Here is a 25,288-nt window from a genome sequence, read left to right on the forward strand (position 1 = left end):
CCACCACTACCCGGCACCGCTTCGTTTGCGTCGCTGCGTCTGCAGCAGAGAAACGAGATTATGGAGAGCGGTCGACAACACGTCAATACCCTTCTGCGAATTTCTTTTGGGGACAGCATGCGAGGATACGACTCCATATACAGGAAAACGACATGAAGCCCCCTTGCGCAAGGAGCAACTCGCCCCTATCTAGGTTAGGTCGCGCGCATGGCCACGGACTATGCACCTGCGTAGCCTCACGCAATGCCTGCGACAACAGCGACGATGATTTGATGTGCACCCACGAGCGCGAACCCCCAAGCTCGTATATAATGCGAGCCGCGCAAAATTTCGCATGTCCATCGGCCCGCTTCGAGCGGGCTCATCTTTTTTGCTCCCCAGAGCACAGCCCAACAACCGCGTTGAGTCACATCAGGTGATGCTGAGCCCTGCTCGAAACGCCTGACGGTAGCGTCTTGCGTCTCATAGCGAAGCCTCTAGAGGAAATTACGTGAACCCTTTTGATCGCGAAGATTCGCAACACGACACCGCCTTCACTGCCAAAGTTCCGTCCGGCCGTTCGGCCAAAGGCAAGGGCGCCGGCAAAGCGATTCCCGTGGCAGCCGAGCTGCTGCCGCAACAAGCCGAAGAACGCCAGCGCCTGATGCGCGCACTGATCCAGCTGGGTAAAGAGCAAGGCTACCTGACCCACGCGCAGATCAACGACCACCTGCCCGACAACTTCACCGCAACCGCCGCGATCGACAGCATCGTCAGCGCGTTCAGCGACATGGGCGTGCAGGTCTACGAGCAGGCCCCGGACGCGGAAACGCTGCTGCTCAACTCGAATTCCCCCGCCGTGGTGTCGGACGACCAGGCGGACGAGGAAACCGAAGTCGCGCTGTCGACCGTCGACTCCGAGTTCGGCCGCACCACCGACCCCGTGCGTATGTACATGCGCGAAATGGGCGCGACCGAGCTGCTCACCCGCGCAGGCGAAATCGCGATTGCGAAGCGCATCGAAGACGGCCTGCACGAAATGGTGCAGGCGATCGCCGCGTGCCCGCTCGCGATCTCCGCGATCCTCGCGAGCGCGCAGCAGGTTGTCGACGGCGAGCTGCGCATCGACGAACTCGTCGACGGCCTGAATGAAGAGACGGCCGCCGCGGAAGAAGTCGCGAGCGCCGACACGGATGCCGATGAAGACAGCGACGCCGACGAAGACAGCGAAGACCAAGAAGACGACGACGTCGGTCCGGAAGATTCGTCGGCGGCGGACGAAGCTCGCCTGAAGCAGCTCACGAGCGACTGCCTCGAAATCTTCGCCCAGGTCGGCATTCTGTACGACCAGATGAACGCGTCGCACGCGCGCGGCGACGTCACGTCGAAGGCCTATCTGCGCGCACGCGAAGACATTCAGCAGCACCTCGCGAAGATCCGCTTCACCGCACGCACGATCGACCGTCTGTGCGGCGACGTGCAGCGCCAGGTCGCGCAAGTGCGCGCGATCGAACGCAACATTTTGCAGATCGTCGTCTCGAAGGCCGGCATGCCGCGCGAGAAGTTCATCGAAACGTTCGCGGGTAGCGAGGCCGACCTCGGCTGGACCGAGCGTGCCGCGCGCACCGGCGCGTCGACCTATGGTGCGGCGCTCGAGCGTCACCTGCCAGCCATCCAGTCCGAACAGCAGAAGCTGATCGACATCGAAGCGACGGTATCGCTGCCGCTCAAGCATCTGAAAGAAATCAACCGCCAGATGGTCGCGGCCGAATCGAAGATGCGCAAGGCCAAGAGCGAGATGATCGAGGCGAACCTGCGTCTCGTGATCTCGATCGCGAAGAAGTACGTGAACCGCGGCATGCTGTTCCTCGACCTGATCCAGGAAGGCAACATCGGTCTGATGAAGGCCGTGGACAAGTTCGAATACCGTCGTGGCTGGAAGTTTTCGACGTACGCGACGTGGTGGGTCCGTCAGGCCGTCACTCGTTCGCTCGCCGATCAGGCGCGCACGATCCGCGTGCCGGTGCACATGATCGAAACGATCAACAAGCTGAACCGCATTTCGCGCGAGATCCTGCAGCAGACCGGCCAGGAAGCGCATCCTGCGGTGCTCGCGGAACGCATGGAACTGTCGGAAGAGAAGGTACGCGGCATTCTGAAGATCGCGAAGCAACCCGTATCGCTCGAAACGCCGGTCGGCGACGACGGCGATGCGACGCTGGGCGACATGATCGAAGACGCTGGCGTATCGTCGCCGGCGGATGCCGCGATGCAGGCCGACCTGCGTGCCGCGATCGACGACGCGCTCGACTCTCTGTCCCCGCGCGAGGCGAAGGTGCTGCGCATGCGCTACGGCATCAACACGAAGTCGGATCACACGCTTGAAGAAGTGGGCAAGCAGTTCGACGTGACCCGCGAGCGGATCCGCCAGATCGAGAGCAAGGCGATGCGCAAGCTCATGCATCCGAGCCGCGCGGACCGTCTGAAGTCGTTCCTCGACCGATAATCGTTTGCCACGCTTGCCGTGCGCGCTGCACGGCAAGCCGCCCACATCGTCATACACAAGCAGCGGGATGAACCGGTCGACGGTGAGTCCCGCTGTTTGCTTTTGTGCTGTACCTTTCCACAATTTTTCAGGCGCAAGTTCTCCGCTTCGCTTCCCGCCCTGTTGTCCACAGATTTTGGGAACAAGCTTGTGGACAACCTGCGCATGACTGCGCTAACTCATTGAGCGTACTGCGTTTCGCGCTCGCGCCTGAGATGAGTCGCGTGTCCCATTACTTGCCGCACATCGTGCGCCCCCCGCCCATTGCCGCGCTCTCAACGCGAGTCCAATCTCAGAAGGCGCCACCATGATCGAGCAGATTCAGCATGCCCTCGCCAGTCAGCGGCGCCGCCACGGTGCTTTGCCCCAGCATAGGCGGATCGAGGTAGCCGGAAACCTGCAGCGTGTCGACGGCAAAGCGCATCAGCCGATGCAGCACGATTGGCGCCCCAAGGCCGAGCGTGAACACGATGATCGCAAGGTTGCCGCACTGCAAACTGAGCAGACGCGCCACGCTGACGTTACTGCCGAAATGCAATTGCGAGCCGAGCGACGTATTGCCCATCACGTGGCGCGTCAGCGCGGCGACGTAGAAGCCGCGGATCAGCATCGTGCCGATGGAGAACAGCGCATAAAACAAAAACAGCGATCCGAGCGCGGCCCGCGACGGCGCCGTACTCGCTCCCGGCACGTGGCCGACATGCATCGATGCGAGAGCGCCCTTCAGAAACACCATGAACAGCACCGCGAACAACACGACCACGCCGACGAACGTAACGAGGAACAGACCGTAGACGACCCACGCGCGCCCCTTGAAGCGAAATGCCAGGCTACCGAAGCTGCTCGCGTTGATGCGGCACTCCATTAGACGCATCGATGTCCACGGCGTCATCTGGCCAAGCGTGACAACGCACAACAGCGCGTACAGCAACGCGCGCACGCCGAAGCCGAGCGCCGAGCCGGTCATGCCGCCGCGAATACCGCACCACTGCGTCCGGCTCAGCCGATAGCGCTGCGCGCCGAAAAACGCACCCGCCGCGAGCACGACGATCAGCAGATACAACGCGATGACAGGCAGCGAACCGAGTGCCGCGCTTTTCGTCAGCATGCGCAAGACCACGCTTAGCGCGCCAGCCGCGAACACCGCGCTGAACACGACCACGATCGCGAGCAGAAAGCCCTTGAATAGCTCGCCCCCGGTGCCCGTGTACTCGAAGCGCTGGTCCTGAAACCGCATGCGCGACCAGACATATCGGCGGTTGTTCGTGGTCGCCCAGAAGCGGTAAATACCGAGCGTCACGATTTGCAGCACAAGGTTTCTGAAAAAGATGCCGTAGAGGTCGCCGAGCGTGCCGTCGTAGATCAGCAGCGGCCGCTTCTCGTCGAGTGAATTCATTGCGTTGCCCCCTTTTCCTCATTTAACGTTTTTGTGGCCCACTCACGCATTCTCGTGCGGCACTCATATGCGGCATGCATGGGCGAACGCGACGGGCGACGATGCTTTCCCGTGCGAAAGCCGCCTCGTGTGGCGCGAACCCGTGTAAAACCTGTCTTTCAGACATTCCGGGAATCACGCAAACCGGAAACCGGCCGGCAAACACGATAATTACACGGTTTCTTATCTTTATAAATGGCATTTCCGCATATAAATCGACCACTTCCATTACAAGATTTGGCAACGTCCGAATTTATTCGAATTGCATAATCTTGAAATTAAGGCGTGCAATAACGATTTCATTTGGGGGCAATCATTTGAGGGTCCACTCGCGCGTACGCGCCGTTCGACGTGGCAATCCCGGGCGGCCTCATCTGCGGCTTGCCACGGTCGGTCTCATAGAAGGCACGCGCAGACGAAAACGATTGCGTATTCGAACTCAACGCGATTCGCGATTCGCGATTAATAAGGAATGCGGTGGATTCTGTTAAAGCGCCACAATTTTTGGCATTTGGATAAAAAAACCCGGCTGCACATTAGATGCTCGCCGGGTAATCTGCCGCACTCCACTGATTGTGTTGATGCAATCAGGATTTTATTGCTCGTCGAAGTACTGCTCGAGCGCGCGGTTCATTCGGTGCACGCCAGTTTCAATCTCCTCCACACCCGGCGCGGCAAACGACAGGCGCAGCGCAGCTCTATCGGCCGCGTCCTTGTAAAACGCGACACCCGGGACGAACATCACGTTCTGTTCGATGCACACGCGCAGATAGTCGGACGCATCGCGTGCCGCGTTCAGACGCGCCCACACGAACATGCCGCCGGCCGGACGATGAAATGCGATGTGCCGCGCGAGATGCGTGTCGAGCGCATCGCATAGCGCGCGGCATTTGACGGAATACGCATCGACAATGCGCGGCAGATGCCGCTCCAACCCGCCGCTCGCGAGGTACTCGGCGGCAATCGCCTGGGTCCAGGGCGCGCTGCATAGATCGACGGTCTGCTTGGCGACCACGCATCGCCGCACGATCTCCGCGTGCGCGATCATCCAGCCGACACGCAAACCCGGCGCGACGATCTTCGACAAACTCGATAAATGCACGACCCAGTCGCGTGAACCGGGCACCTGCTCGCTCAATGCGAAAAGCGAAGGCACTGCCGTGCCATCGAAACGCAGATCCCCATACGGATCGTCTTCGACGATCACGAACCGATAACGCGCCGCCAGTTTCAACAATGCGATTCGACGTTCGAGCGATAGCGTCGCGCCGGTCGGATTCGCGAACGTCGGCACCGTGTACAGCAGCTTGGGAGCGCGACGCAGCGTGCCCGTCTCGAGCACCGCGGCGAGCTTCGCCACGTCGAGGCCGTGTTGATCGACGGGCACCGTGACGACGTCGGCCTGTTGCAGCTTCAGCGCCTGCAAAGTGGCCGGATACGCGGGCTGCTCGACGAGCACGACGTCGCCGGGCGCGACCATCACGCGCAGCAACAGATCGAATCCTTGTTGCGAACCGGTCGTCACCAGCAGGTCTGTTGGCGCGCATGGCGTGCCGCGCCGTGCCATCAGCTGCGCGAGCTGTTCCTTGAGGATCGCGATGCCATCGGTCGGGCCATATTGCAGACACAGCGTCGGCTGTTGCGAGGCGCGCGCGGCCGCGGCATCGAGTCCTGCACGGTCGAACAGATCGCTCGCCGGATAGCCGCCGGCAAACGAGATCATGCCGGGCCGCGCGAGGTATTTGAACAGCTCGCGGATCGGCGAGCCGCTCGGGGCTTCGAATGCGAAATTGAACGAGAACATGATGACGAGGCCGCCTGCCTTGCGTGTGATATCGATTGGGATGTCGAAGACAATCGACGTCGATTGTGGCCATCGGCGGGATCTGCGGCAAACGATATCTACCCACTACTTATTGCGTTTTTCGCATGACCCGCGCATCGAGCCATATAAGGCGCTACACCACGTTCTTTTCGATGATCGGCCGGTTTTCGAGCACGCGCGTAAAGCTTAGTGAACTGAGATCGAGCGTCGCATAGCGGCCATGCAGAATCAATTCGCTGATGCCGCGTCCGGTTGCCGGCCCTTGCTGCAAACCGTGGCCGCTAAAGCCGTTCGCGAAAATGCAGTTATCGATATCCGGGTGATGGCCAATGATCGCGTTCTGATCGAGCACGTTGTATTCGTAATAGCCGGACCAGCAGTTCTGCACGCGCAGCGCCTCGAATTGCGGCACGCGATTGGCGAGCGTCGGCCAGATCACGTCGTCGAATAGCACGTGATCGACTTCATCGAGCGGTAGATCGTCGGGATCGTTATCGGCCGACGGCGACGTGCCGCAGATATACGAATTGCCTTCAGGCCGGAAGTACACGCCGCTCGGATCGATCAGCAGCGGACAGCGCTCAAGCTTTGCCGGCGACGTGACGTTGAAGATACTGCGCCGCCGCGCATAGACGGGCAGATCGATGCCGACCATCTGTGCGACCTTGCGCGACCATGCGCCGGCCGCGTTGACGACGACGTCGCAAGCATAGGTCTCACCGTCCGCGGTTTGCACCTGCGTGACGCGATTGCCCTCGCGATGCAGCGCGGTGACGTCTGCCGCGACATAGCGCGCGCCGAGCGCCTGCGCTTTCTTGCGCAGCGCCTGTACTAAACCGTAGCCGTCGAACCAGCCCTCGCCGCTTTCGCCATAAGCGCCGGCAACGAGGTCGTCGGTATTGAGCCAAGGGAAGCGCGTTTGCAAGCCATGCGTGTCGAGCAGGCTGATATCTGCGCCGAGGCTTTTTTGCAGCGCGTGATTCTCGCGCAGCGTCGCTTCACCGGCAGGTGTCGCGAGAAACAGGTAGCCGCCTTCGTGCAGATCGATCGAGGGCCGGGTGCCGTCGACTTCGAGCCGCTCGCCGATCGAGCGAAGAAACTCGATGCCGAACAGCGACATCTGAATGGAAAGCGGCGTAGAAAACTGCTGCCGGATCGACGCCGCCGACAAGGCCGACGACGAACGCGCATAGGTCGGATCGCGCTCGATTACCGTGACGCCGACTGTCGGATCGGACAGCCGCAAGAAATACGCAATCGAACTGCCGATCACCCCACCGCCGACGATCACGACTTTCGAACTCACGTCTTACTCCACGAGTAACGTGGCCGCTCCGGAACGCCGGGCAGCGCAAACGGATTGCTATCTGGAACGCGCGGCTGTGGCGCACCGGACGGCGACGGCGGCGCACCGGCATCAACGCGATGCGCCGCCATCGTTTACGACCTCACACTTGCGCGCTCAGTCGACATTGAAGTCGATACCCTGCGCAAGCGGCAACGCCGACGAGTAGTTCACGGTATTGGTCGCGCGACGCATATAAGCCTTCCATGCATCCGAACCCGACTCGCGCCCGCCGCCCGTTTCCTTTTCGCCGCCAAACGCACCGCCGATCTCCGCGCCGCTCGGTCCGATGTTGACGTTCGCGATGCCGCAGTCGCTGCCCGACGCGGACAGGAAGCGTTCCGCTTCGCGCAGGTCGCTCGTGAACACGCACGACGACAAGCCGTGATGCGCTGCATTGTTCGCCTCGACCGCAGCGGCGAAATCGGCATAGCGCAGCACGTACAGAATTGGCGCGAACGTTTCCTTCAGCACGACCGACGTTTGCGACGGCATCTCGACAATGGCCGGACGCACGTAGTAACCGCCCTCATAACCCTTCACTTCGACTCGCTCGCCGCCGAACACCTTGCCGCCCTCGGCCTTCGCCTGCTGCAGCGCTTCCTGCATGCGGTCGAACGATTGACGGTCGATCAGCGGCCCCATCAGCGTGCCCTTTTCGAGCGGATTGCCGATCGGCACGCGGCTATACAGCTGCTTCAGACGCTCGACGGTCTTCTCGTACACGCTGTCGTGCACGAACAGACGCCGCAGCGACGTGCAGCGCTGACCGGCCGTACCGACCGCCGAGAACAGGATGCCGCGCATCGCGAGTTCATGGTCGGCCGTCTGCGTGACGATGCCGGCGTTGTTGCCACCGAGTTCGAGCAGCGAGCGGCCGAAGCGCTTCGCCACTTCGACGCCAACCTTGCGACCCATTTCCGTGCTGCCCGTCGCGCTGACGATCGACGCGCGCGGATCGGCCACGAGCTTTTCGCCCACGTCGCGCCCGCCGTTGATCAATGCGGCCAGGCCGGCTGGCGCGTCGCCGAATTCCTTCAGCGCGTCTTCGAGAATCCTGTTCACGGCCAGCGCCGAGAGCGGCGTCTTTTCCGACGGCTTCCAGATCACCGCGTTGCCGCACACCAGCGCGAGCGCCGCATTCCATGACCAGACCGCCACCGGGAAATTGAACGCCGAGATCACGACGCAGGTGCCGAGCGGATGCCACGACTCCGCCATCCGATGACCCGGGCGCTCGGACGCGATCGTCAAACCGTACAGCTGACGCGACAGACCGACCGCGAAATCGCAGATGTCGATCATTTCCTGCACTTCGCCCATGCCTTCCTGCAGGATCTTGCCCGTCTCCAGCGACACGAGGCTGCCAAGCGCCTGCTTCTGTTCGCGCAGCCGATTGCCGAGCAGCCGCACCAGCTCGCCGCGGCGCGGCGCCGGCACGTTACGCCACACGGCAAACGCGTCTTTGGCCCGGGCGAGCGCCGCGTCGACCTCGACCGCCGTCTGGCTGGCCGCACGGCCGATGAGCTCGCCGGTGATCGGCGAATGTACGGCGATATCGCCGGCTTGCGCGGCTTGGGCAATGCCGAGATCCGCGAGGATAGTGGACGCGTCCATGTGAACCCCTTTAATTTCCGATACGAAACAAGAGTAAGTTCGGAAACTATACACGCGGGTTTTTGTGGCGGCAAGAAGATGCTTGGGGAGTGAAATACCGGTTGACAAAAGGGGGGCGCTGTTTCCAGAAGGAAACATCGTCAGACTTCGGGCGGGTGTCACGCCCGCGCGTCAAGCATCTGGCCCGCCATCCTCCTCCAGCACCGCCATCAACCGGTCGACCAGCACACGCGCGAACGGCGGCAAGTCCTTCAGACTGCGCACGCAGATCTTCAGCTTGCGCACGGCCCACGGATCGTTCAGGCCGACGATCGCGATCTGCATCGTCTTTCTGTGCCGCAGCGCGACCGACTCCGGCACGATGCCGATTCCGACACCCGCCTCGATCATCCGGCACGCAGCCTCGAAGTTGCCGACCTGGATGCGAAGTTTGAGACGCGCGCCGAGCGCATCGGCGGCACTCGTGATGAACGCGTGAATCGCGCTCGACGTCGGCAGGCTCACGAAGTTCGCGTTCAGCACCTGCGAGAAATCGACCGACGCTTGTCTCGCGAACGGATGCTCGCACGACGTAACCAGCACGAGCCGATCGTCGCGATATGGCAGCATCTGCAGATGCTCGGCATGCACATTGCCCGCGACGATGCCGATATCGGTCGCGCTGTCGGCGACGCCCTTGACGATCTCGCCGCTCAGCACTTCGCGCAGATCGATGTTCACGTCCGGGTGATCGCGCAGGAAACGGCTCAGCACGGCCGGCAGAAACTCGCTGATCGCGGTCGTGTTGGCCCAGATGCGCACGTGGCCCTTGATGCCCTCGCCATACTCCTGCATGTCGCCGGCCAGATGCTCGACGCGTTCGAGCACGAGCCGCGCGTGATGCACGAAGGCTTCGCCCGCGGGTGTCGGCGTCACGCCCTGGCTGGTTCGATAGAGCAGCTTGATGCCGAGCTGCTCCTCGAGATTCTTGACCCGGTTGCTGGCGGCCGGCGCCGACAGGTGCGAACGCTCCGCAGCACGCGCGAGGTTGCGCGTGTCGGCGATATGCAGGAGCAGGCGTAAATCGACGAAATCGAAGTGCATGATGAAAGCTGCTAGCGAAGCATGCGCAAAGCAAACTTTCATCTTAACCGGGTGAAGTGAAAATTTAGCTTGGGAAAGATCCGAATCGACAGATCACCTTGATGCGCGCACGGCTTAAGCCGACTCTCGCATCATCTCCGCTTGCGGTATCAGCTCGGCATCGGGCGAAATCTCTTCGAGCGTCTGCTGACTCGTTTCGATGCGCAGCGCGAGAATCGCGATACTCAGCAACAACAGCACGCCACCGACCATCGTCAGCACACCCGTCACGCCGAACTCCGTGTAGAGCAGCAGCGCGACGTAGGGCGTCGACATCGACGCCGCGCGGCCGCACGTGCCGGCCACGCCGGTGCCGCGCAAGCGATGCGCGGTCGGAAACAGCTCGGGGATATAGCCGAACAGGCCGAGCGTGCAGACCGTGTAGATCGTCGTGACGAGCGCGAAACCGACGACCGCGATCGGCACTGGCGCGCGCATCTGCACGTAGACGAAGCCGAGCACGATCGTTGCAAGCGAGAACAGCACGATGCCGTTGCGTCGCCCCAGGCGGTCCGTCACGAGATAACCGACGACAGCGCCGGCCGGCGCACCGAACGACATCAGCAGCACGAAGCCGAGCGACTGCACGATGGTCAGGCCTTCCCTGACGAAGAACGTCGGCAGCCACGCGACGAAACCGTACAGCGACATGTTGATCGCCATGCAGGTCAGCGCGGCGACCAGCGTGCGGCCGATCATGCCGCGCGCGAACAGCGCCGAGAACGGCGCGGCCGGCACCTCGTGACTGACCACGCGCGAAACCGGCGGCAGCTTGCCGACACGCGCCTCGACCTGTCGCTCGATTGCCGAGACGGTGGCCTCCGCCTCTTCGAGCCGGCCGACCGTTTCGAGCCAGCGCGGCGACTCCGGCATCCGATGCCGCAGGAACCACACGACCATCGCGCCAACCCCCGCGATCGCGAACATGTAGCGCCAGCCGAGATGTGGAATTACCCAATAGCCGACTGCGGTCGCGCCGAGCAGACCGGAGTTGATGATCAGCGCGAGCAGCGCGGTCCAGCGGCCGCGTGTGGCGGGTGGCACGAACTCGCACAGCGTGCCGGCCGCGACCACGAGTTCGGCGCCAAGGCCAATGCCCATGACGAAGCGCAGCAGGATCAGCCAGTAGATGTTCGGCGCGAAGCAGGCGGCGAGCGATGCGATGCCGAAGATCGCGAGATTGGCCTGATACGAATAGCGTCGACCGAAGCGGTCGCCGAGATAGCCTGCCAGCCCCGCGCCGATCATCATGCCCATGAAGGTCGCGGAGATGAAGAACGAGCCGAGGCGGAGATCGGTGAAGCCGGTTTTGACCATCGCCGCGAGCGCGCCGTTGGCGAGATAGATGTCGAAGGCGTCGAGGAAAGCACCCGCGCCGATCAGGCCGAGGATGTTCCAGTGGAAGCGGGTGATCGGCAGGCGGTCGAGGCGTGCGCCGGAGTTGATGGGGGCTGGCAAATTGTGTCTCCTGTCTTTTAAGGCTGCGCGCGGGCGAGAGACGCGAGCGCGGAACAGTTCTGCGAGGCCGCCTTCGTTCGATGCGGCGGCTCGGGGCAGAGCGCTGAACGGCCGTTGTCGGATCGTGCAGGGCCGTTGGCTTCAAGAGTGCGACAGGTGACGTGGGGTGGGAATTGGGCTTTTTGGAGGTGAGTGTTCCGGTTTGATTAAGGGAATGGCAAAAAAGCGATTTGCATACCCGAAGGGCGGAACCGCGTCGAGGTCGATTAATGCAAGCCGTTTGTGTAACGGCCGCTCGCTAGTGAGCGTTCGCCAACTCGACAACGAAGTCCAAAAAGGCACGCGTCTTCGCCGGCATGTGATGCCGTGACCAATAGCACGCGTAGAGGGGATAGCGCTCGTCAGTCCAGTCGGGAAAGAGATTGATCAACCGCCCCTCTTTCCTGTCTCCGAATTACGGAATTCCAGGCATCGGTGGCTCGGGCCTTCGAGATCTTCCGGCTTTGCCGGCCGTCCCCGTCGCGCGATGTACGACGGCGCGGCGACCGTCACCACGGTCGGGTCGAGCAGCTTGCGTGCGACGAGAGTCGATGTCCTCGGCTCGCCGAACCGCAGCGCGAGGTCAAAGCCCTCGAGAACGAGATCGTCGAAATGGTCGCGCGCGATGAACTCGATTTCGAGTTCAGGATGCGCATCCATGAACTGATCGAGTCGTTGCCCAAAGCCGGTGACTGAGCCGGAATTATCGCCGGCTCAAGCCCCGTCGCGCCATTTATCCCGCTGTCCGGTTCTGCACGGGCACTTCTGCGCCGGCGCTCCGCGTGACAGAGTCGCTGAGGTCCGTCCTCGCATTGATGAACCAGGCGGAAATCGAAGCCAACAAAAAGCAGCCGACGAAGAGGTGGAATACGACATTGAAGTCGTCATTCGTCCTGGTCAGGATGTAACCGACGATCAGCGGGGAAAGAAATCCTGCCAGCTGACCCGCCGCATTGACAAAGCCGATTGCCGACCCGACGACCTTGTTCGGCAGCGCGACGTTCGGGATGGTGTAGAGCGAACAGCCGGCCATGGTTGAGAAGAAGTAGCCGATCGTCTGAAAGAACACCGCCGTTTCCGCGGTCTCCGCATGGGCCGTCAGATAGGCAAAGATGGCGGCCACGACGCAGCCGAGGACGACGAGCAATTCGCGACGATTGCGGAAGAACTTGTCGGAAAGAAATCCCGTGATGCAATAGGCAATCGTGCCGACGAGAAATGGCACCGACGCCATCATGCCCATTCTGGCCGTCGAAAGGCCGCGCGCTTTCAGCAGATACGTCGGGAACCAGCTCATGATGCCCCACGAGGCGATGCTGAAAACGAACAAGGTGACGAAGCACCACCAGACCAGCGGCGTTTTCACCAAACCAGCAAAATCCGCTTTGCCGGCAGAGGCAGACAAAGACTTTTCGCTGGTACCGATTTCCTCCAATTCGATCTTCGAAACGTGCTTGCTGTCTTTCGGGCTGTTTCTGATATAGATCCAGCCGAATACGGCCATCGCGACACCGGGTATGAACAGACTCGTGAAAATCGCGCGCCATCCCCACGCGGCCATCACGGCCGCCACGAACAGCGGCGCCAATGCGGGTCCCAGCGCATTAGTGGTCATCATCAGCCCGGTTGCCCGTCCCACTTCGCGCTTTGGGAACCAAGCCGACAGTGTCTTGAACGCGGCGGGAGGAAAGAGCGCTTCGCCGATGCCGAACGCGACCCGCACCACCAGCATCAAGCCGAGCGAATTGCACAGTCCGGTAAGCGCGGTGAAAATCGTCCACCAGGTGATGCCGATCGTCGTCATCAGCCGCGGACCGAATCTGTCTGCAAGCAGGCCAGCCGGGATCTGACATAGCGCGTAGCTAAAGAAGAACGCGCTCAGGATTCCACCCATTTCCATCGCGGACAGATGAAACTCGGACGCAATGAATGGAATAGCCGCTGCCATGATCATTCTGTCCATGTAACAGAGCAGATAGATTGCGAACAAGATAAGCAGCACGAGGTAGCGATGTCTCCAACGAAAACGCATGAGATCTTCCTTATTATTAAATGACAGCGATGACACGAAATCCGAGCTTTATCCGATCAATTGGTGGTACGAAAACGACTTGAAATCGGCAGGCTCGCGAAAGCCCAGCATGTCGTTGACGGTGATACCTGCGAATGCCCCCGTGAAGCCGATGGGGGTTGCATATTCATCGCTGAGTTTCGTGAAATCCTTTTCCAGTTCAAGGTCCTTCCAGTCACCGTGCGTCAAGCGATAGAAGAAGCGCAGTTTCGCGTCCACGACGCGAATCCGCAGGTCGATCCCGGTAGCCTCGGGCAGCGTCGCCAGTCGATTGCTGTAGGCGAAGCTGCCGGCATCCATTTCCATGTAGGACAGGATTTTTGTGCCGTCGTCGTCGCGCGTGACGAACAGATAGTAGAAGGTGTTCTCGTCGTAACGCGCCATGAGCCCAGCCATGTGCAGATATGACTTGGGTGAAAATTCCAGCGCGGTTTCGACTTCGAACTGCCAGTCTCGGATGCGACAGGCCAACAAGCTTTGATGGAACCGCGAAGTCGGCGACTCTTGCCCCCTTATCCGCAGATAGCCCGGACGTTCGTGAAGATTGCACCAGTCGTCGCCGATGGGGATGCGCAGACTCTGCAGTTCCAGGGGCAGCGCGGCACATTGTCCGAAATCGATCGTCCAACTGCTGTCGAGCCTTTGCTCGATATCCGAGCCGATCGCAAAAGATTCGGCGGGAACCACTCCGCCACTGGCGAGGCGGGGCCAGTCGGCATGCCATTCGATAGGTGCGACACAGGTTTCACGGCCTAGCGGCGAGCGCTTCGTGTGCGCATCGATTGGTCTCGATCCGAGGTACGTCATGTACCACTGGCCGTTGGGACCCTCGACCAGATTGCCGTGGCCGGTCCGCTGAATCCGTCCATTCGCGTCGCGCGACGTGAGCATCGGCGTATCAGGATGAAGCTCGTATGGACCGAAAATGTCGCGGGACCTGGATACACACGTTGCATGTGTATAGCCTGTGCCCCCCTCCGCTGTGATCAGGTAGTACCAGTCTCCCTTCTTCAGCAAATGCGGAGCCTCGTAGATCTGACATTTCATGAAGTAATCAGTCTTCAGGTTGGCGCCTTTATAGATGACGTGCTCTTCGCCGATCAGCTTTTCCTCCTGCACCGAGTATTCCCGCAGAACGATTCCGACGAACAGGTCTTCGTAGATACCTCTGAAATCGCGCCGGATATAGGCGAGCCACTTTTTGCCAGATTCGTCGTGGAACAGGGATGGATCGTATCCACCGGACACGAGATGCACGGGCTCCGACCAGGGTCCGGTGATGTCCGGGGCGGTTACGAGGTAGTTGTGCATGTCACGAAGCGGGGAGATCTTCTGCTCGCCTTTCCATGCCTTGGTGTCGGTATAGACGAGCCAATAAAGACCGTCGCGATAGGAGAGGGCTGGCGCCCATATGCCTGCGGACGGCTGCTCTCCGATCAGATTCAATTGCGATAGCCTGTCGAGAGGCGTGGCCTTGAGTTCCCAGTTGACGAAATCTTTTGATTCGTAAATGAGAACGCCCGGATACCATTCAAACGTTGAAACCGCGATATACCACGCATCCTTGCCACGGCACACACAAGGATCCGGGTTGAAGCCGCGCAGAACTGGATTCTGAATAGTACTCATCGGGAGGGTATTGTTTGACGTGCTGAGAGGAACAGATCTTCTTTATCGACAACGTTGCGACACCGAAACTTTCCGTCGAAATGTGTTACCGATACCAATTTTACCTAGCATGTGACCTGCTAACTATTCAAGTGCGACGATGGGAATCCTGCTATGAAGGGGCGACGGAAAACCGCATTGTCAGAAGCTTTCGGAATCGCCCACAACCCTCCGCGCCCGCAGAATCACCGGCATATCGACCATCCTCCCATCCACGGCAACCGCGGCGCCATGGCTCGCCTCGACAGCCGCAAGCACCCGTTGCGCCCACTCCACCTCGGCGTCACTCCATGCATACGCGCGATGCACCGGCTCGATCTGCTTCGGATGAATGCAAAGCTTGCCGCCGAAACCGAACCGCCGGCCGCGCCGCGCATCAGCTTGCACCGCATCAGCATCGGTAATGGTCGTCGACACGCCATCCACCGGCGCACCAATGCCAGCCAGCCTCGACGCAAGCACGATCTGCGAGCGAAACAGATGCAACTCCTCGCCATCCCCATCGATGCCGAGATCGATCTGAAAATCCAGCGTACCGAAGACGATACGCAGCACGCGCGGCGCGCTGCACAACTCCGCAAGATTCGCGAACCCGCGCGCAGTCTCGACAATCGGCAGCACGCTCAACGCCGGATGCGCGTTCGCCAGAACCGCGTTGATCTGTTCGCGCGTCTCAGCCTTCGGCAGCACGATTCCGGCCACGCCGGTCTGCCCAACGAGCGCCGCAACGTCATCTGGAAACCATGGCGTATCCGAGCCATTGATACGCACCCAGGCGGCCCGCGATGCGTTAGCCGACACCGCGGCCACAACCGCCGCACGCGCCGGCACCTTCTGATCCGGCTGCACCGCGTCTTCCAGATCGAGAATCACCGCATCCGCGCCGGCCGCATAGGCCTTGTCAAACCGCTCAGGCCGATTCCCAGGCACGAACAGATACGACCGGGGCAATGCGCTCATGCGGCCACCATCGTGCGCGAAGTTGCATCGAATACCGAGCCAATCTGCTTCTCTTCGGCAATACGCCATGCGCGGCGAAGCAGTTGCGCCGCCTCCTGTTCGCTAGCCGCACCCGAAAACGCCGCCAGCCGATGCAGCTTCGTCGCAATCTCGTCGCGCGACAAGGTATTGCCTGGATCGCCCTTCGGCTCATCGACACGCCCATCGAACACGCGGCCGTCGGTCGTCGTCACCGTGACCTTGCCGATCCAGCGTGCGGGATAAGCGGCGTCGACTTCAGCGTCGAGCGCCATTGTGACCTTGTCGCGAAACGCGGCGATCTCGCTCGCGTCGAAACCCTGCTCGAATTCGGTCACGCCGGCATAGCCGTGATGCGCGACCAGCCCAAGCACTGTGCCCATGTTGAACTTCGCCTGATGTACGCTGCGCGGCGCGACCACGGGACCGAGCACATCGATCGCGCCTTGATGCACGTGCGCGACGACCTTCGCGATGTCGCGCGGCGCGAAACGATGCGTCTGCACGACGGCGAGCAGCGCATCGGCGGCCGGATGCGTATGGCGGCACGCCGCGTGATACTTGAACGACGTCTCCGCGGTCGCCCAGCGGCTGCCAAGCCGATCGACAAGGCGCGCCGGATCGGCGTCGCTCGACATGCCGGCGGCCATGCCCTGGGCGCCTTCGAGAATGTGCGTCGCGCCCTTGAGGCCGTCGGCGGCGAGTTGCGCGGCCATCAGGCCGTTCGCGGCGGCCATCGCGGTGTGCAGTTGCTTCGAGTCGGCGGCGTCGCGCAGAAATTCCCATAGGCCGCTCGCCTGCGTGCCCGCCGAGCCGAACGCATCGAGCATTTGGGACGGCAACAAACCCAGCAAGCGTCCTGCCGTTGCCGCTGCCGCGACCGTGCCGACCGTGCCCGTAGTGTGAAACACCTTGTAGTGCGAGCGCCCGAGAAATTCGCCGATGCGAATGCCGACCTCGTATCCCGCCACCGCCGCCGCGATGAAGTCGCGCCCCGACGCTCGCTTTGCCTGTGCCAACGCGAGCGCAACCGGAAACACCACGGTCGCCGGATGAAACACCGAGCCATTGTGCACATCGTCCTGTTCGGCGAAATGCGATGCCGCGCCGTTGATCATTGCGGCGAAATACGGCGTGGTGCGACCGCGGTCGATCAGCACCTCGCAGAGGCCCTCGTTCGTCGCCCCGGCTGCCGCGCGTGCGAACCGCGCGATCGTCTCGACCGGGCGCGCACCCTTGCCGGCCAGCGCCGAGCCGAGCCAATCGACGTACAGGTTGACGGTACGCTCGACGACCTCGTGCGGGATGCGGTCGAAGTCGAGTTGCGCCGCGAAAGTAGCAAGCGTGAGACTGGGATGGTCGTTCATGGGGTCGTTACCGAATCAGATCGTGCCCGCCGCGCGCAGCGCGTCGATACGCCCATTGTCGTAGCCAAGCTCACGCAGAATTGCTTCCGTATGTTGACCAAGCGTGGGCACAGGGTCCATTCGCGGCTCGAGGTCGGAAGGCAGACCGGGCGGCCGCAATGCGGGTATCGTCCCCGTTGCCGTGCCGACTTCCTGCCAGCGCTCGCGCGCCTTCAGTTGCGGATGCGCCCACACATCGGCGAGCGTATTCATCTGCGCGTTCGCGATGCCTGCCTCATCGAGTCGATCGATCACGTGCGCCGCGCTCTGCTTCGCAAACGCCGCGACGATCACCTCGCGCAGGGCGTCGCGCGCCGCAGTACGTTTCGAGTTCGATGCAAAGCGTTCGTCGGTTGCCAGTTCAGGCTGTTCGAGCACGCGCTCGCAGAACAGCTTCCATTCGCGTTCGTTCTGCAGGCCAAGCATGACCGTCTTGCCGTCGCCAGCGGGAAACGGGCCATAAGGATAGATCGTTGCATGCGCGGCGCCCGCAAGCGCGGGCTGCGACTGACCGTCGATCGCGTAGTAGAGCGGATAACCCATCCACTCGACCATGCTCTCGAGCATCGATACATCGATGCGGCAACCGCGCCCTGTGCGTCCACGCTGCAACAGCGCGCTCAGGATGTTCGAATACGCGTACATGCCCGCCGCGATATCGGCGATCGAACAGCCCGCTTTCGCTGGCGAGCCGGGCGAACCGGTGATCGACAGGAAGCCGGACTCGCTTTGAATCAGCAGGTCGTACGCCTTCTTGTCGCGATACGGACCGTCCGCGCCGTAGCCGGAAATATCGCAGACGATCAACTTCGGATACTTGTGGCTCAATGTGTCATAACCGAGGCCAAGCCGTTCGGCCGCGCCTGGCGCGAGGTTCTGCACGAGCACGTCGGCATCGGCAACCAACGCATCGAGAATCTCGGCCGCCGCGGGCTGCTTCAGGTCGAGCGAAAGACTCTCCTTCGAGCGATTGGTCCACACGAAGTGCGACGACAGCCCATGCACACGTTCGTCATAGCCGCGCGCGAAATCGCCGACGCCGGGCCGTTCGATCTTGATCACGCGCGCCCCGAGATCGGCCAGTTGACGCGTGCAGAACGGCGCGGCAATCGCGTGTTCGAGCGTGATGACCTTGATACCGTCGAGTGGTCTCATGATGTCCGCCAGCGGGTCAGAACGAACGCGGCAGCCCGAGGATATGCTCGGCCACGTACGAGAGAATCAGATTGGTCGATATCGGCGCGACTTGATACAGACGCGTTTCACGAAACTTGCGCTCGACGTCGTACTCGCACGCGAAGCCGAAGCCGCCGTGAAATTGCAGGCACGCATTGGCCGCTTCCCACGACGCATCCGCCGCGAGCAGCTTCGCCATATTCGCCTGCGCACCGCACGGTTGATGTGCGTCGAAACGACGTGCCGCTTCGAAGCGCATCAGGCTCGCCGCCTCGACGTTGATGAACGAGCGCGCGATCGGAAACTGCACGCCCTGGTTCTGTCCGATCGGCCGGCCGAACACGACGCGCTCCTTCGCGTATTCGGTGACTTTATCGACAAACCAGTAACCGTCACCGATGCATTCCGCGGCGATCAGCGTGCGCTCCGCGTTCAGGCCATCGAGAATGTATTTGAAGCCTTGCCCTTCCTCGCCGATCAGATTCTCGGCCGGAATTTCGAGGTTGTCGAAAAAGAGCTCGTTGGTCTCGTGATTGACCATGTTCAGAATCGGCTGCACCGTCAGGCCATGACCGATCGCCTCGCGCAGATCGACGATGAAGATCGACATGCCCTCTGATTTCCTCTTCACGTCCGCGAGCGAAGTGGTGCGTGCGAGCAGAATCATCAGGTCCGAGTGTTGCACGCGCGAGATCCACACCTTCTGACCGTTGATCACGTAACGGTCACCGCGCCGCTCTGCGGTCGTCTTGATCTTCGTCGTATCGGTGCCGGTGGTCGGCTCGGTCACGCCCATCGATTGCAAACGCAGGTCGCCGTTCGCGATCTTCGGCAGATACCTGCGCTTCTGTTCTTCCGAACCGTGCCGCAGCAGCGTGCCCATGTTGTACATCTGCCCGTGGCACGCGCCCGAGTTGCCGCCCGCGCGATTGATCTCCTCCATGATCACCGACGCTTCCGTGAGCCCGAGCCCCGAGCCGCCGAAGTCCTGCGGAATCAGCGCGGCGAGCCAGCCGGCCTTCGTCAGCGCGTCGACGAACTCTTCCGGATAGCCGCGCGCCTCGTCGATCTTGCGAAAGTACTCGCCGGAAAACTGCTGACACAGATCGCGCACGGCCTCGCGAATGTCCTGGAACGAATCGTGTTGCGTGGTTTGCATAGTCGAGTCTCGCGGAATTCAGGCGAGCGCGGCGGTCGCGCGCATGGTCAGATAACCTTCGTGGTCCTTCGCCCACAGGTCGATGGTCTTGCCGTCGGCGGCGGGCTTGCCGCATACCGTGAACGGCTGGTCCGCGAACGTGGGGCGAAGCGCGCGAAACGCGAAGCTTTGCAGTGTCGCTTGCGGCAGTTCTCGGCGCACGAGATCGACCAGCAGCGTCGCGATCAGCGGGCCATGCACGACGAGGCCCGGATAGCCTTCGACCTGCGTGACATAAGGATGGTCGTAGTGAATGCGATGGCCGTTGAAAGTCAGCGCCGAGTAGCGCAACAGCATCACGGCATCGGCGTCGATCGTGCGGCGCCATGTTTCGTCTTCGGGCGCGGGCGCCGGCTGTTGCGGCCGCGCGCCCTCCTGCGGCGCGTCGCGATAGACGATGTCGTGCTCCTCTTCGAGCTTCAACTCGCCATCGACTTCGATCGTATGTTGCACGGTGACGAACACGAGGCGGCCCGAGCGGCCGGTCTTGTCCTCGATATTGGCGATCGTCGACGTGCGCCGCGCATGCTCGCCGATCTTCAGCGGCGCATGAAACGTGAGCCGGCCGCCAGCCCACATGCGGCGCGGCAGTGGCACGGGCGGCAGAAAATCGCCACGCTTCGGATGTCCGTCGGGGCCGACTTCGGAGAGCGGCGCAACCGGCAGAAAGTACAGCCAGTGCCACAACGGCGGTACGGTGTTACCGCTTTCCTCGCGATCGAGCGTGGCGGCAAGCGCCTTCAATGGAAACGCGGTGATGTCGTCTTCGGCCACCGCCTGCTTGTTGAGCCAATCGTCGAGTTTCTCTGGGGCAGCGGACATGACGGAGTCTCCAGATTCAGTGTGATGGTCCTCGTTAGGGCCCACTATGACCGACGCGCTGCGTTCCGCGAAGTTCGATTTTCCGAAGCGGGCCTTTGTTTTTCGTTAAGACGTTGAGCCCAGCGAGCGGCGCTGACGATCTGTTGTCAGCGCGATCGGCGATTCGATGTGGCTTGACCTTAGTGCCGGGCCGCGACGGCACCCCTGCGCCTGTTCGCTCATTTGAGCCCGAGCCGTTTAGCCAGCCGATTCAGATTCGCCCGGTCCAGCCCCAGCTCGCGCGCGACCGCGGCCCAGTTCTGCCTGTTGCGGATCAGCGCTTCGAGAACGAGATTGCGTTCGAACTCGGTGACCGCGCTGCGAAAGTCTTTCGTCTCGCTTTCCTCGCTCTGCGTGGCGATTTGATTGGCTTCATGATCTTGTGCGTCCGACAACGCGAAGTCCGCGGCCGTCAACGTCAGAATACGGCGGCGCTCACGATTGGCCGCCAACGCCTTCAGCGCGCTGCGTCCGATCAGATGCTCCAGTTCGCGCACATTGCCGGGCCATGAGTAGTGCAGCAATGCGGCCTGTGCGTCAGCCGCAAGACGCAGGCTCAGCAAACCGAGCCGGGAGCGATTGTCTTCGAGGAAGAAGCCCGCCAGCAGTAGCACGTCGCGGCCACGCTCGCGCAACGGCGACACGCGCAGCGGATACACGCTGAGGCGATGATAGAGGTCGGCGCGAAAGCGGCCCGCGCGCAATTCTTCGGCGAGGTCGCGATTGGTTGCGGCGATGAGCCGCACGTCGACTCTGTGTTCGTGGTCCGAGCCGATGCGCTGCAACTGGCCGTTCTGCAGCACGCGCAACAGCTTTGCCTGCACCGCGAGGGGCAACTCACCGACTTCGTCGAGGAAAATGGTGCCGCCGTCCGCGAGTTCGAACTTGCCGCGTCGATCCGCCGAGGCTCCCGAAAACGCGCCGCGCACGTGCCCGAACAGTTCGCTCTCGACGAGCGTATCGGGCAACGCCGCGCAGTTCAGGCTGATCAGCGGCTTGTTCGCGCGCGGCGACAGCGCGTGGATCGCATTGGCGACAAGTTCCTTGCCGACGCCGGTCTCGCCGGTGACGAGCACGGTCAGATCGCTGGCGGCCACCACCTCGATCTCCTTGATCATGCGGCGATGCGCGTCGCTGCTGCCGATCAGCTCGCGCCGGCTCTCGCTGCTCGCCAGCCGATACGCTTCCGCGCGGCGCTGCGCCTCCTCGCCATTGCGCGCCAACGCGTCGATGCGTTCGACGACGCTCACGGTCGCGGCCGCGAGGCCGAGAAACGCCTGCAGCGAGGCCATGTCGAGTGTGTCGAAGCGCGCCGGGTCGAGTGCGTCGAGCGTGAGCAAGCCCCAAGGCTCGCCGCGGATGAACAGCGGGCACCCCAGACAGTCGTGCACTTCGAGGTGCCCGGGCGCCATGCCTTGCACGAGGCCATCGTAGGGATCGGGCAAATCGGAGTCGGCGGCGAAGCGCGTCGGCCCTGGCTGGGCCAGCAGCTCCTGAAAGCGCGGATGCTCGGCGACGCGAAAACGCCGCCCGAGCGTATCGCTGCTCAAGCCGTCGATGGCGAGCGGCACCAGCGTATCGCCTTCGAGGCGTAGCAGAGCGGCCGCGTCGCCCGGAAATAGCGAGCGCAGCGCGCTGAGCAGCCGCCGATAACGCTCGCGCTCGGACAGCTCGCGCGACAGGTCGAGAATCAGCGGGGTAAGAACATCGAGGACCGCCCCTGTAGTCAGATCGACTGCGGATTGGGTCTTTTCGACTAGGGTCGAATGAACCATCTTAATTGCCAGATCGTTGATCTAAATGCATTTTATACCTGGCACGAATCGTGGATAGCAGAGGCAGTCTGCCGAAACCGGCTGTGACATTCGCTGATAGGCAGACGCTCACCCAGACTCTCACCAGGACTTAAAAACATGCTATCCGCCGAACACCGCGCCATCATCAAAGCAACCGTGCCGCTCCTGGAAAGCGGCGGCGAGGCGCTCACCACGCACTTCTACAATCTGATGCTCAGCGAGCATCCGGAAGTGCGCCCGATGTTCAATCAAGCCAATCAGGCAAGCGGCGCGCAACCGCGCGCGTTGGCCAACGGCGTGCTGATGTATGCGCGCCATATCGATCAGCTCGAGCAGTTGGGCGGGCTAGTCGCGCAGATCATCAACAAGCACGTGTCGCTGAACGTGCAGCCTGAGCACTATCCGATCGTCGGCAAGTGTCTGCTGCGCGCGATTCGCGAGGTACTCGGCGCGGACGTCGCAACCGCCGCCGTGATCGAAGCGTGGGCCGCCGCGTATCAACAACTCGCCGATCTGCTGATCGGCCTCGAAGAGAAGATCTACGCCGAAAGCGCAGCAGCGCCCGGCGGTTGGCGCGGCACGCGGTTGTTCCGCGTCGCGCGCAAAATGCGTGAAAGCGACGAGATCACGTCGTTCTATCTGCGTCCCGATGACGGCGGCGAATTGCTCGCGTTTCAGCCGGGTCAGTACATTGGCGTGCGTCTGGTGATCGACGGCGAAGAAGTGCGTCGCAACTATTCGCTGTCCGCAATGAGCGATGGCCGCGAATATCGCATCAGCGTGAAGCGTGAACCGAATGGCACCGTGTCGAAGTATCTGCACGAGCAGATCAAGGAAAGCGACTCGCTCGAGCTGTTCGCGCCGTCCGGCGAATTTACGCTGCAACCTGGCGACAAGCCGTTGGTGCTGATCAGCGGCGGTGTTGGCATTACGCCGACGATGGCGATGCTGGAGGCCGCGCTGAAGACCAATCGTACGGTGCATTTCATTCACGCGGCCCGTCATGGTGGCGTGCACGCATTCCGCGGCGCAATCGATGCATTGGCCGCACGCCATCCGCAACTGAAGCGCTTCTATTGCTACGAGGAGCGCCGTGATGGCGATGCCGAAGCGCACGCGGTCGGTTACGTCGACGAAGCGAATCTGAAGAAGTGGTTGCCGGAAACGCGCGATGTCGACGTGTATTTCCTCGGGCCCGTCGCGTTCATGAAGGCGATCAAGAAAGGGCTGAAGGCGATCGGCGTGCCGGAATCGCAGAGCCGTTATGAGTTCTTTGGTCCGGCTGCCGCGCTCGGATAACGCACTCGAGTAATCGACGAGTACTTGCCCTCTTTGAATCGCTGCGAAGCGTATTCGAAGACGGGCATGTTCGGGCTTCGATCACGCCGGCGAGTTTGGCCTCGTAAAAAGCGGGCCAAATCTGCCGCGCCTTCTAGCGCTCCCTCCTGCGGCGAAACGCCCACCAGCCCGTCAGCCCGGTAAAGCCGGCGACCAGCACCACCATCAGCCAGAAGCCATGCTTGTTCTCGGCGAGCGGAATACCACCGACGTTCATGCCGAAGAAACCGGCGACGATATTGATCGGCATCACCAGCACCGTGACTAGCGTCAGCGTAAATAGCGTCCGGTTGTTCTGCTCCTCGAGGCGCGAGGTGATTTCTTCCTGCAGCAATCTGACCCGCTCGATCAATCCCGCTACGTCCGAAAGCACGACCGAGAACTCCTCCGTCGATTCACGCAGATCTTGCACGTCTTCCGCATGAAGCCAGCGAGGCGGCCTCGCCAGCAAGCGGAAAATCGCGCCCGGTTCGGGTGCCAGCATGCGTTGCAGGCGTGTCAGCGTGCGACGCATCGCGCCGAGGTCCAGGCGGTTTTGCGTCTGCCGTTGCGACAGAAAGCGATCCTCGATTCGATCGACGTCGGCACTGGTTCGGCGGACGATCTGCACGAGCAGGTCGGCCTGGTCGCGCATCAGATGAACTAGCAGTTCGGCAGGTGACCTGAATATTTCACCTTCGCGCACCGACGCGCGCAAACGGTCGACCGAGCGCAGCGGCTTCAGCCGCGCCGTCACGATGAGCCGCTTATGTGCGTAGATCCACAGCGTCGCGATTTCTGACGGGATGAATTCGAGGTTAAACATGACGTCGTTGACGACCGCGCGCAGTGCGCCGTCCGCATGCTCGATCCGCGTCGAATGCGAGCCTTCGCGCAAGGCGTCGAAAAAGGTTTCGGGCAGATCGAGTTGCGTGCGCATCCAGCGCTCGCTCGCGCTATGCGCGAGATTGAAGTGAAGCCATAGAAACTCGCCAGCGTCCGTCGCGCTAGTGCCGGCATCGTCCTCGCGCTCGCGGTACCAGTCGATGACTTCGTCCGCGTCGATCGGCCGCCCGGCGAGCGTCGGCGAAAACCGGAAACCGCAGACCATACCCGACGAATCCGCGCCGTAGGTTTGCATTGCCAGATCTGATTTCATAGGTCGTTCGATGCCAGCGCTTCCGAAAGGAATACGTGAGCATAGCGCGAACAATTGAAAGAGAGTTGACGCGCGCACTTTCCGGCGTCGTATTGTCGAATTGCGGCGGCTGGATTGTCTCCGAAACGTCATCTCTGCCGATGACGGCCGCGTAAACGCAAAAACCCCACCGCGGCGGGTGGGGTTTCTGACTGGGGAGGAGCCTGACGATTACCTACTTTCACACGGGCAATCCGCACTATCATCGGCGTGGAGTCGTTTCACGGTCCTGTTCGGGATGGGAAGGGGTGGGA

General features: G+C 61.8%; 17 protein-coding genes and 1 pseudogene. 2 read left to right on the forward strand and 16 right to left on the reverse strand.

Going from position 1 to position 25,288, the window contains the following annotated elements:
* Positions 1–490 precede the first annotated feature (490 nt).
* Positions 491–2,485, forward strand: coding sequence for an RNA polymerase sigma factor RpoD (gene rpoD, locus HDG32_RS34955; protein ID WP_184074298.1), 1,995 nt, complete (start codon positions 491–493; stop codon positions 2,483–2,485).
* Positions 2,486–2,816: 331 nt separating this feature from the next.
* Here the strand turns inward: rpoD and HDG32_RS34960 are convergent, their stop codons facing one another.
* The 15 genes and pseudogenes from HDG32_RS34960 to norR form a co-directional block, all read right to left on the reverse strand.
* Positions 2,817–3,920: a YjgN family protein gene (locus tag HDG32_RS34960; RefSeq protein WP_184074300.1), complete on the reverse strand. Its 1,104-nt coding sequence runs from the start codon at positions 3,918–3,920 to the stop codon at positions 2,817–2,819.
* Between the two features lie 634 nt (positions 3,921–4,554).
* Positions 4,555–5,763 carry a PLP-dependent aminotransferase family protein gene (locus HDG32_RS34965; RefSeq protein WP_184074302.1) on the reverse strand — a complete coding sequence of 403 codons (1,209 nt, stop codon included), beginning with the start codon at positions 5,761–5,763 and terminating at the stop codon, positions 4,555–4,557.
* Between the two features lie 154 nt (positions 5,764–5,917).
* The gene (locus HDG32_RS34970) at positions 5,918–7,090 is read right to left on the reverse strand and encodes an FAD-binding oxidoreductase (protein WP_184068948.1); all 1,173 of its coding nucleotides are present in this window, start codon (positions 7,088–7,090) and stop codon (positions 5,918–5,920) included.
* Positions 7,091–7,246: 156 nt separating this feature from the next.
* The gene (locus HDG32_RS34975; protein WP_184074304.1) at positions 7,247–8,746 is read right to left on the reverse strand and encodes an aldehyde dehydrogenase family protein; all 1,500 of its coding nucleotides are present in this window, start codon (positions 8,744–8,746) and stop codon (positions 7,247–7,249) included.
* A 171-nt stretch (positions 8,747–8,917) separates the two neighbouring features.
* Entirely contained in the window at positions 8,918–9,829 is a 912-nt protein-coding gene (locus HDG32_RS34980; protein WP_184056529.1) for a LysR family transcriptional regulator, read from the reverse strand.
* A 114-nt stretch (positions 9,830–9,943) separates the two neighbouring features.
* A complete protein-coding gene (locus HDG32_RS34985; RefSeq protein WP_184074306.1) occupies positions 9,944–11,326 on the reverse strand; it encodes an MFS transporter in 1,383 nt (460 codons plus the stop codon).
* Positions 11,327–11,624: 298 nt separating this feature from the next.
* Positions 11,625–12,055 (reverse strand): annotated as a pseudogene (locus HDG32_RS34990) (substrate binding domain-containing protein); the annotation flags it as partial.
* A 43-nt stretch (positions 12,056–12,098) separates the two neighbouring features.
* Positions 12,099–13,397 (reverse strand): MFS transporter, encoded by a 1,299-nt coding sequence (locus tag HDG32_RS34995; RefSeq protein ID WP_184074308.1) that lies wholly within the window; start codon positions 13,395–13,397, stop codon positions 12,099–12,101.
* A 48-nt stretch (positions 13,398–13,445) separates the two neighbouring features.
* On the reverse strand, positions 13,446–15,065 hold the full coding sequence (locus HDG32_RS35000) for a glycoside hydrolase family 43 protein (protein ID WP_184074310.1): 1,620 nt from the start codon (positions 15,063–15,065) through the stop codon (positions 13,446–13,448).
* A gap of 180 nt (positions 15,066–15,245) precedes the next feature.
* Entirely contained in the window at positions 15,246–16,064 is an 819-nt protein-coding gene (locus tag HDG32_RS35005) for a CoA ester lyase (RefSeq protein WP_184074312.1), read from the reverse strand.
* Positions 16,061–17,449 (reverse strand): MmgE/PrpD family protein, encoded by a 1,389-nt coding sequence (locus HDG32_RS35010; protein WP_184074314.1) that lies wholly within the window; start codon positions 17,447–17,449, stop codon positions 16,061–16,063. The genes HDG32_RS35005 and HDG32_RS35010 overlap by 4 nt, the downstream gene beginning before the upstream one ends.
* Positions 17,450–17,464: 15 nt before the next feature.
* Positions 17,465–18,643 (reverse strand): CaiB/BaiF CoA-transferase family protein, encoded by a 1,179-nt coding sequence (locus HDG32_RS35015; RefSeq protein ID WP_184074316.1) that lies wholly within the window; start codon positions 18,641–18,643, stop codon positions 17,465–17,467.
* A gap of 16 nt (positions 18,644–18,659) precedes the next feature.
* A complete protein-coding gene (locus tag HDG32_RS35020) occupies positions 18,660–19,823 on the reverse strand; it encodes an acyl-CoA dehydrogenase family protein (RefSeq protein WP_090808501.1) in 1,164 nt (387 codons plus the stop codon).
* Positions 19,824–19,841: 18 nt separating this feature from the next.
* Positions 19,842–20,684 (reverse strand): MaoC family dehydratase N-terminal domain-containing protein, encoded by an 843-nt coding sequence (locus HDG32_RS35025; protein WP_184074318.1) that lies wholly within the window; start codon positions 20,682–20,684, stop codon positions 19,842–19,844.
* Positions 20,685–20,902: 218 nt separating this feature from the next.
* The gene (gene norR / locus HDG32_RS35030) at positions 20,903–22,498 is read right to left on the reverse strand and encodes a nitric oxide reductase transcriptional regulator NorR (RefSeq protein WP_184074320.1); all 1,596 of its coding nucleotides are present in this window, start codon (positions 22,496–22,498) and stop codon (positions 20,903–20,905) included.
* Positions 22,499–22,636: 138 nt separating this feature from the next.
* On the opposite strand from norR, the gene hmpA reads away from it, so the two are divergent.
* Positions 22,637–23,818, forward strand: a complete 1,182-nt coding sequence (gene hmpA / locus HDG32_RS35035) for an NO-inducible flavohemoprotein (RefSeq protein WP_184074322.1) — start codon at positions 22,637–22,639, stop codon at positions 23,816–23,818.
* 133 nt (positions 23,819–23,951) lie between these two features.
* On the opposite strand, the gene HDG32_RS35040 is transcribed toward hmpA, so the two are convergent.
* Positions 23,952–24,995 (reverse strand): transporter, encoded by a 1,044-nt coding sequence (locus tag HDG32_RS35040; RefSeq protein ID WP_184074324.1) that lies wholly within the window; start codon positions 24,993–24,995, stop codon positions 23,952–23,954.
* Positions 24,996–25,288: the final 293 nt, after the last annotated feature.

The organism is Paraburkholderia sp. CI2 (assembly GCF_014201055.1).
Lineage (GTDB): Bacteria > Pseudomonadota > Gammaproteobacteria > Burkholderiales > Burkholderiaceae > Paraburkholderia > Paraburkholderia tuberum.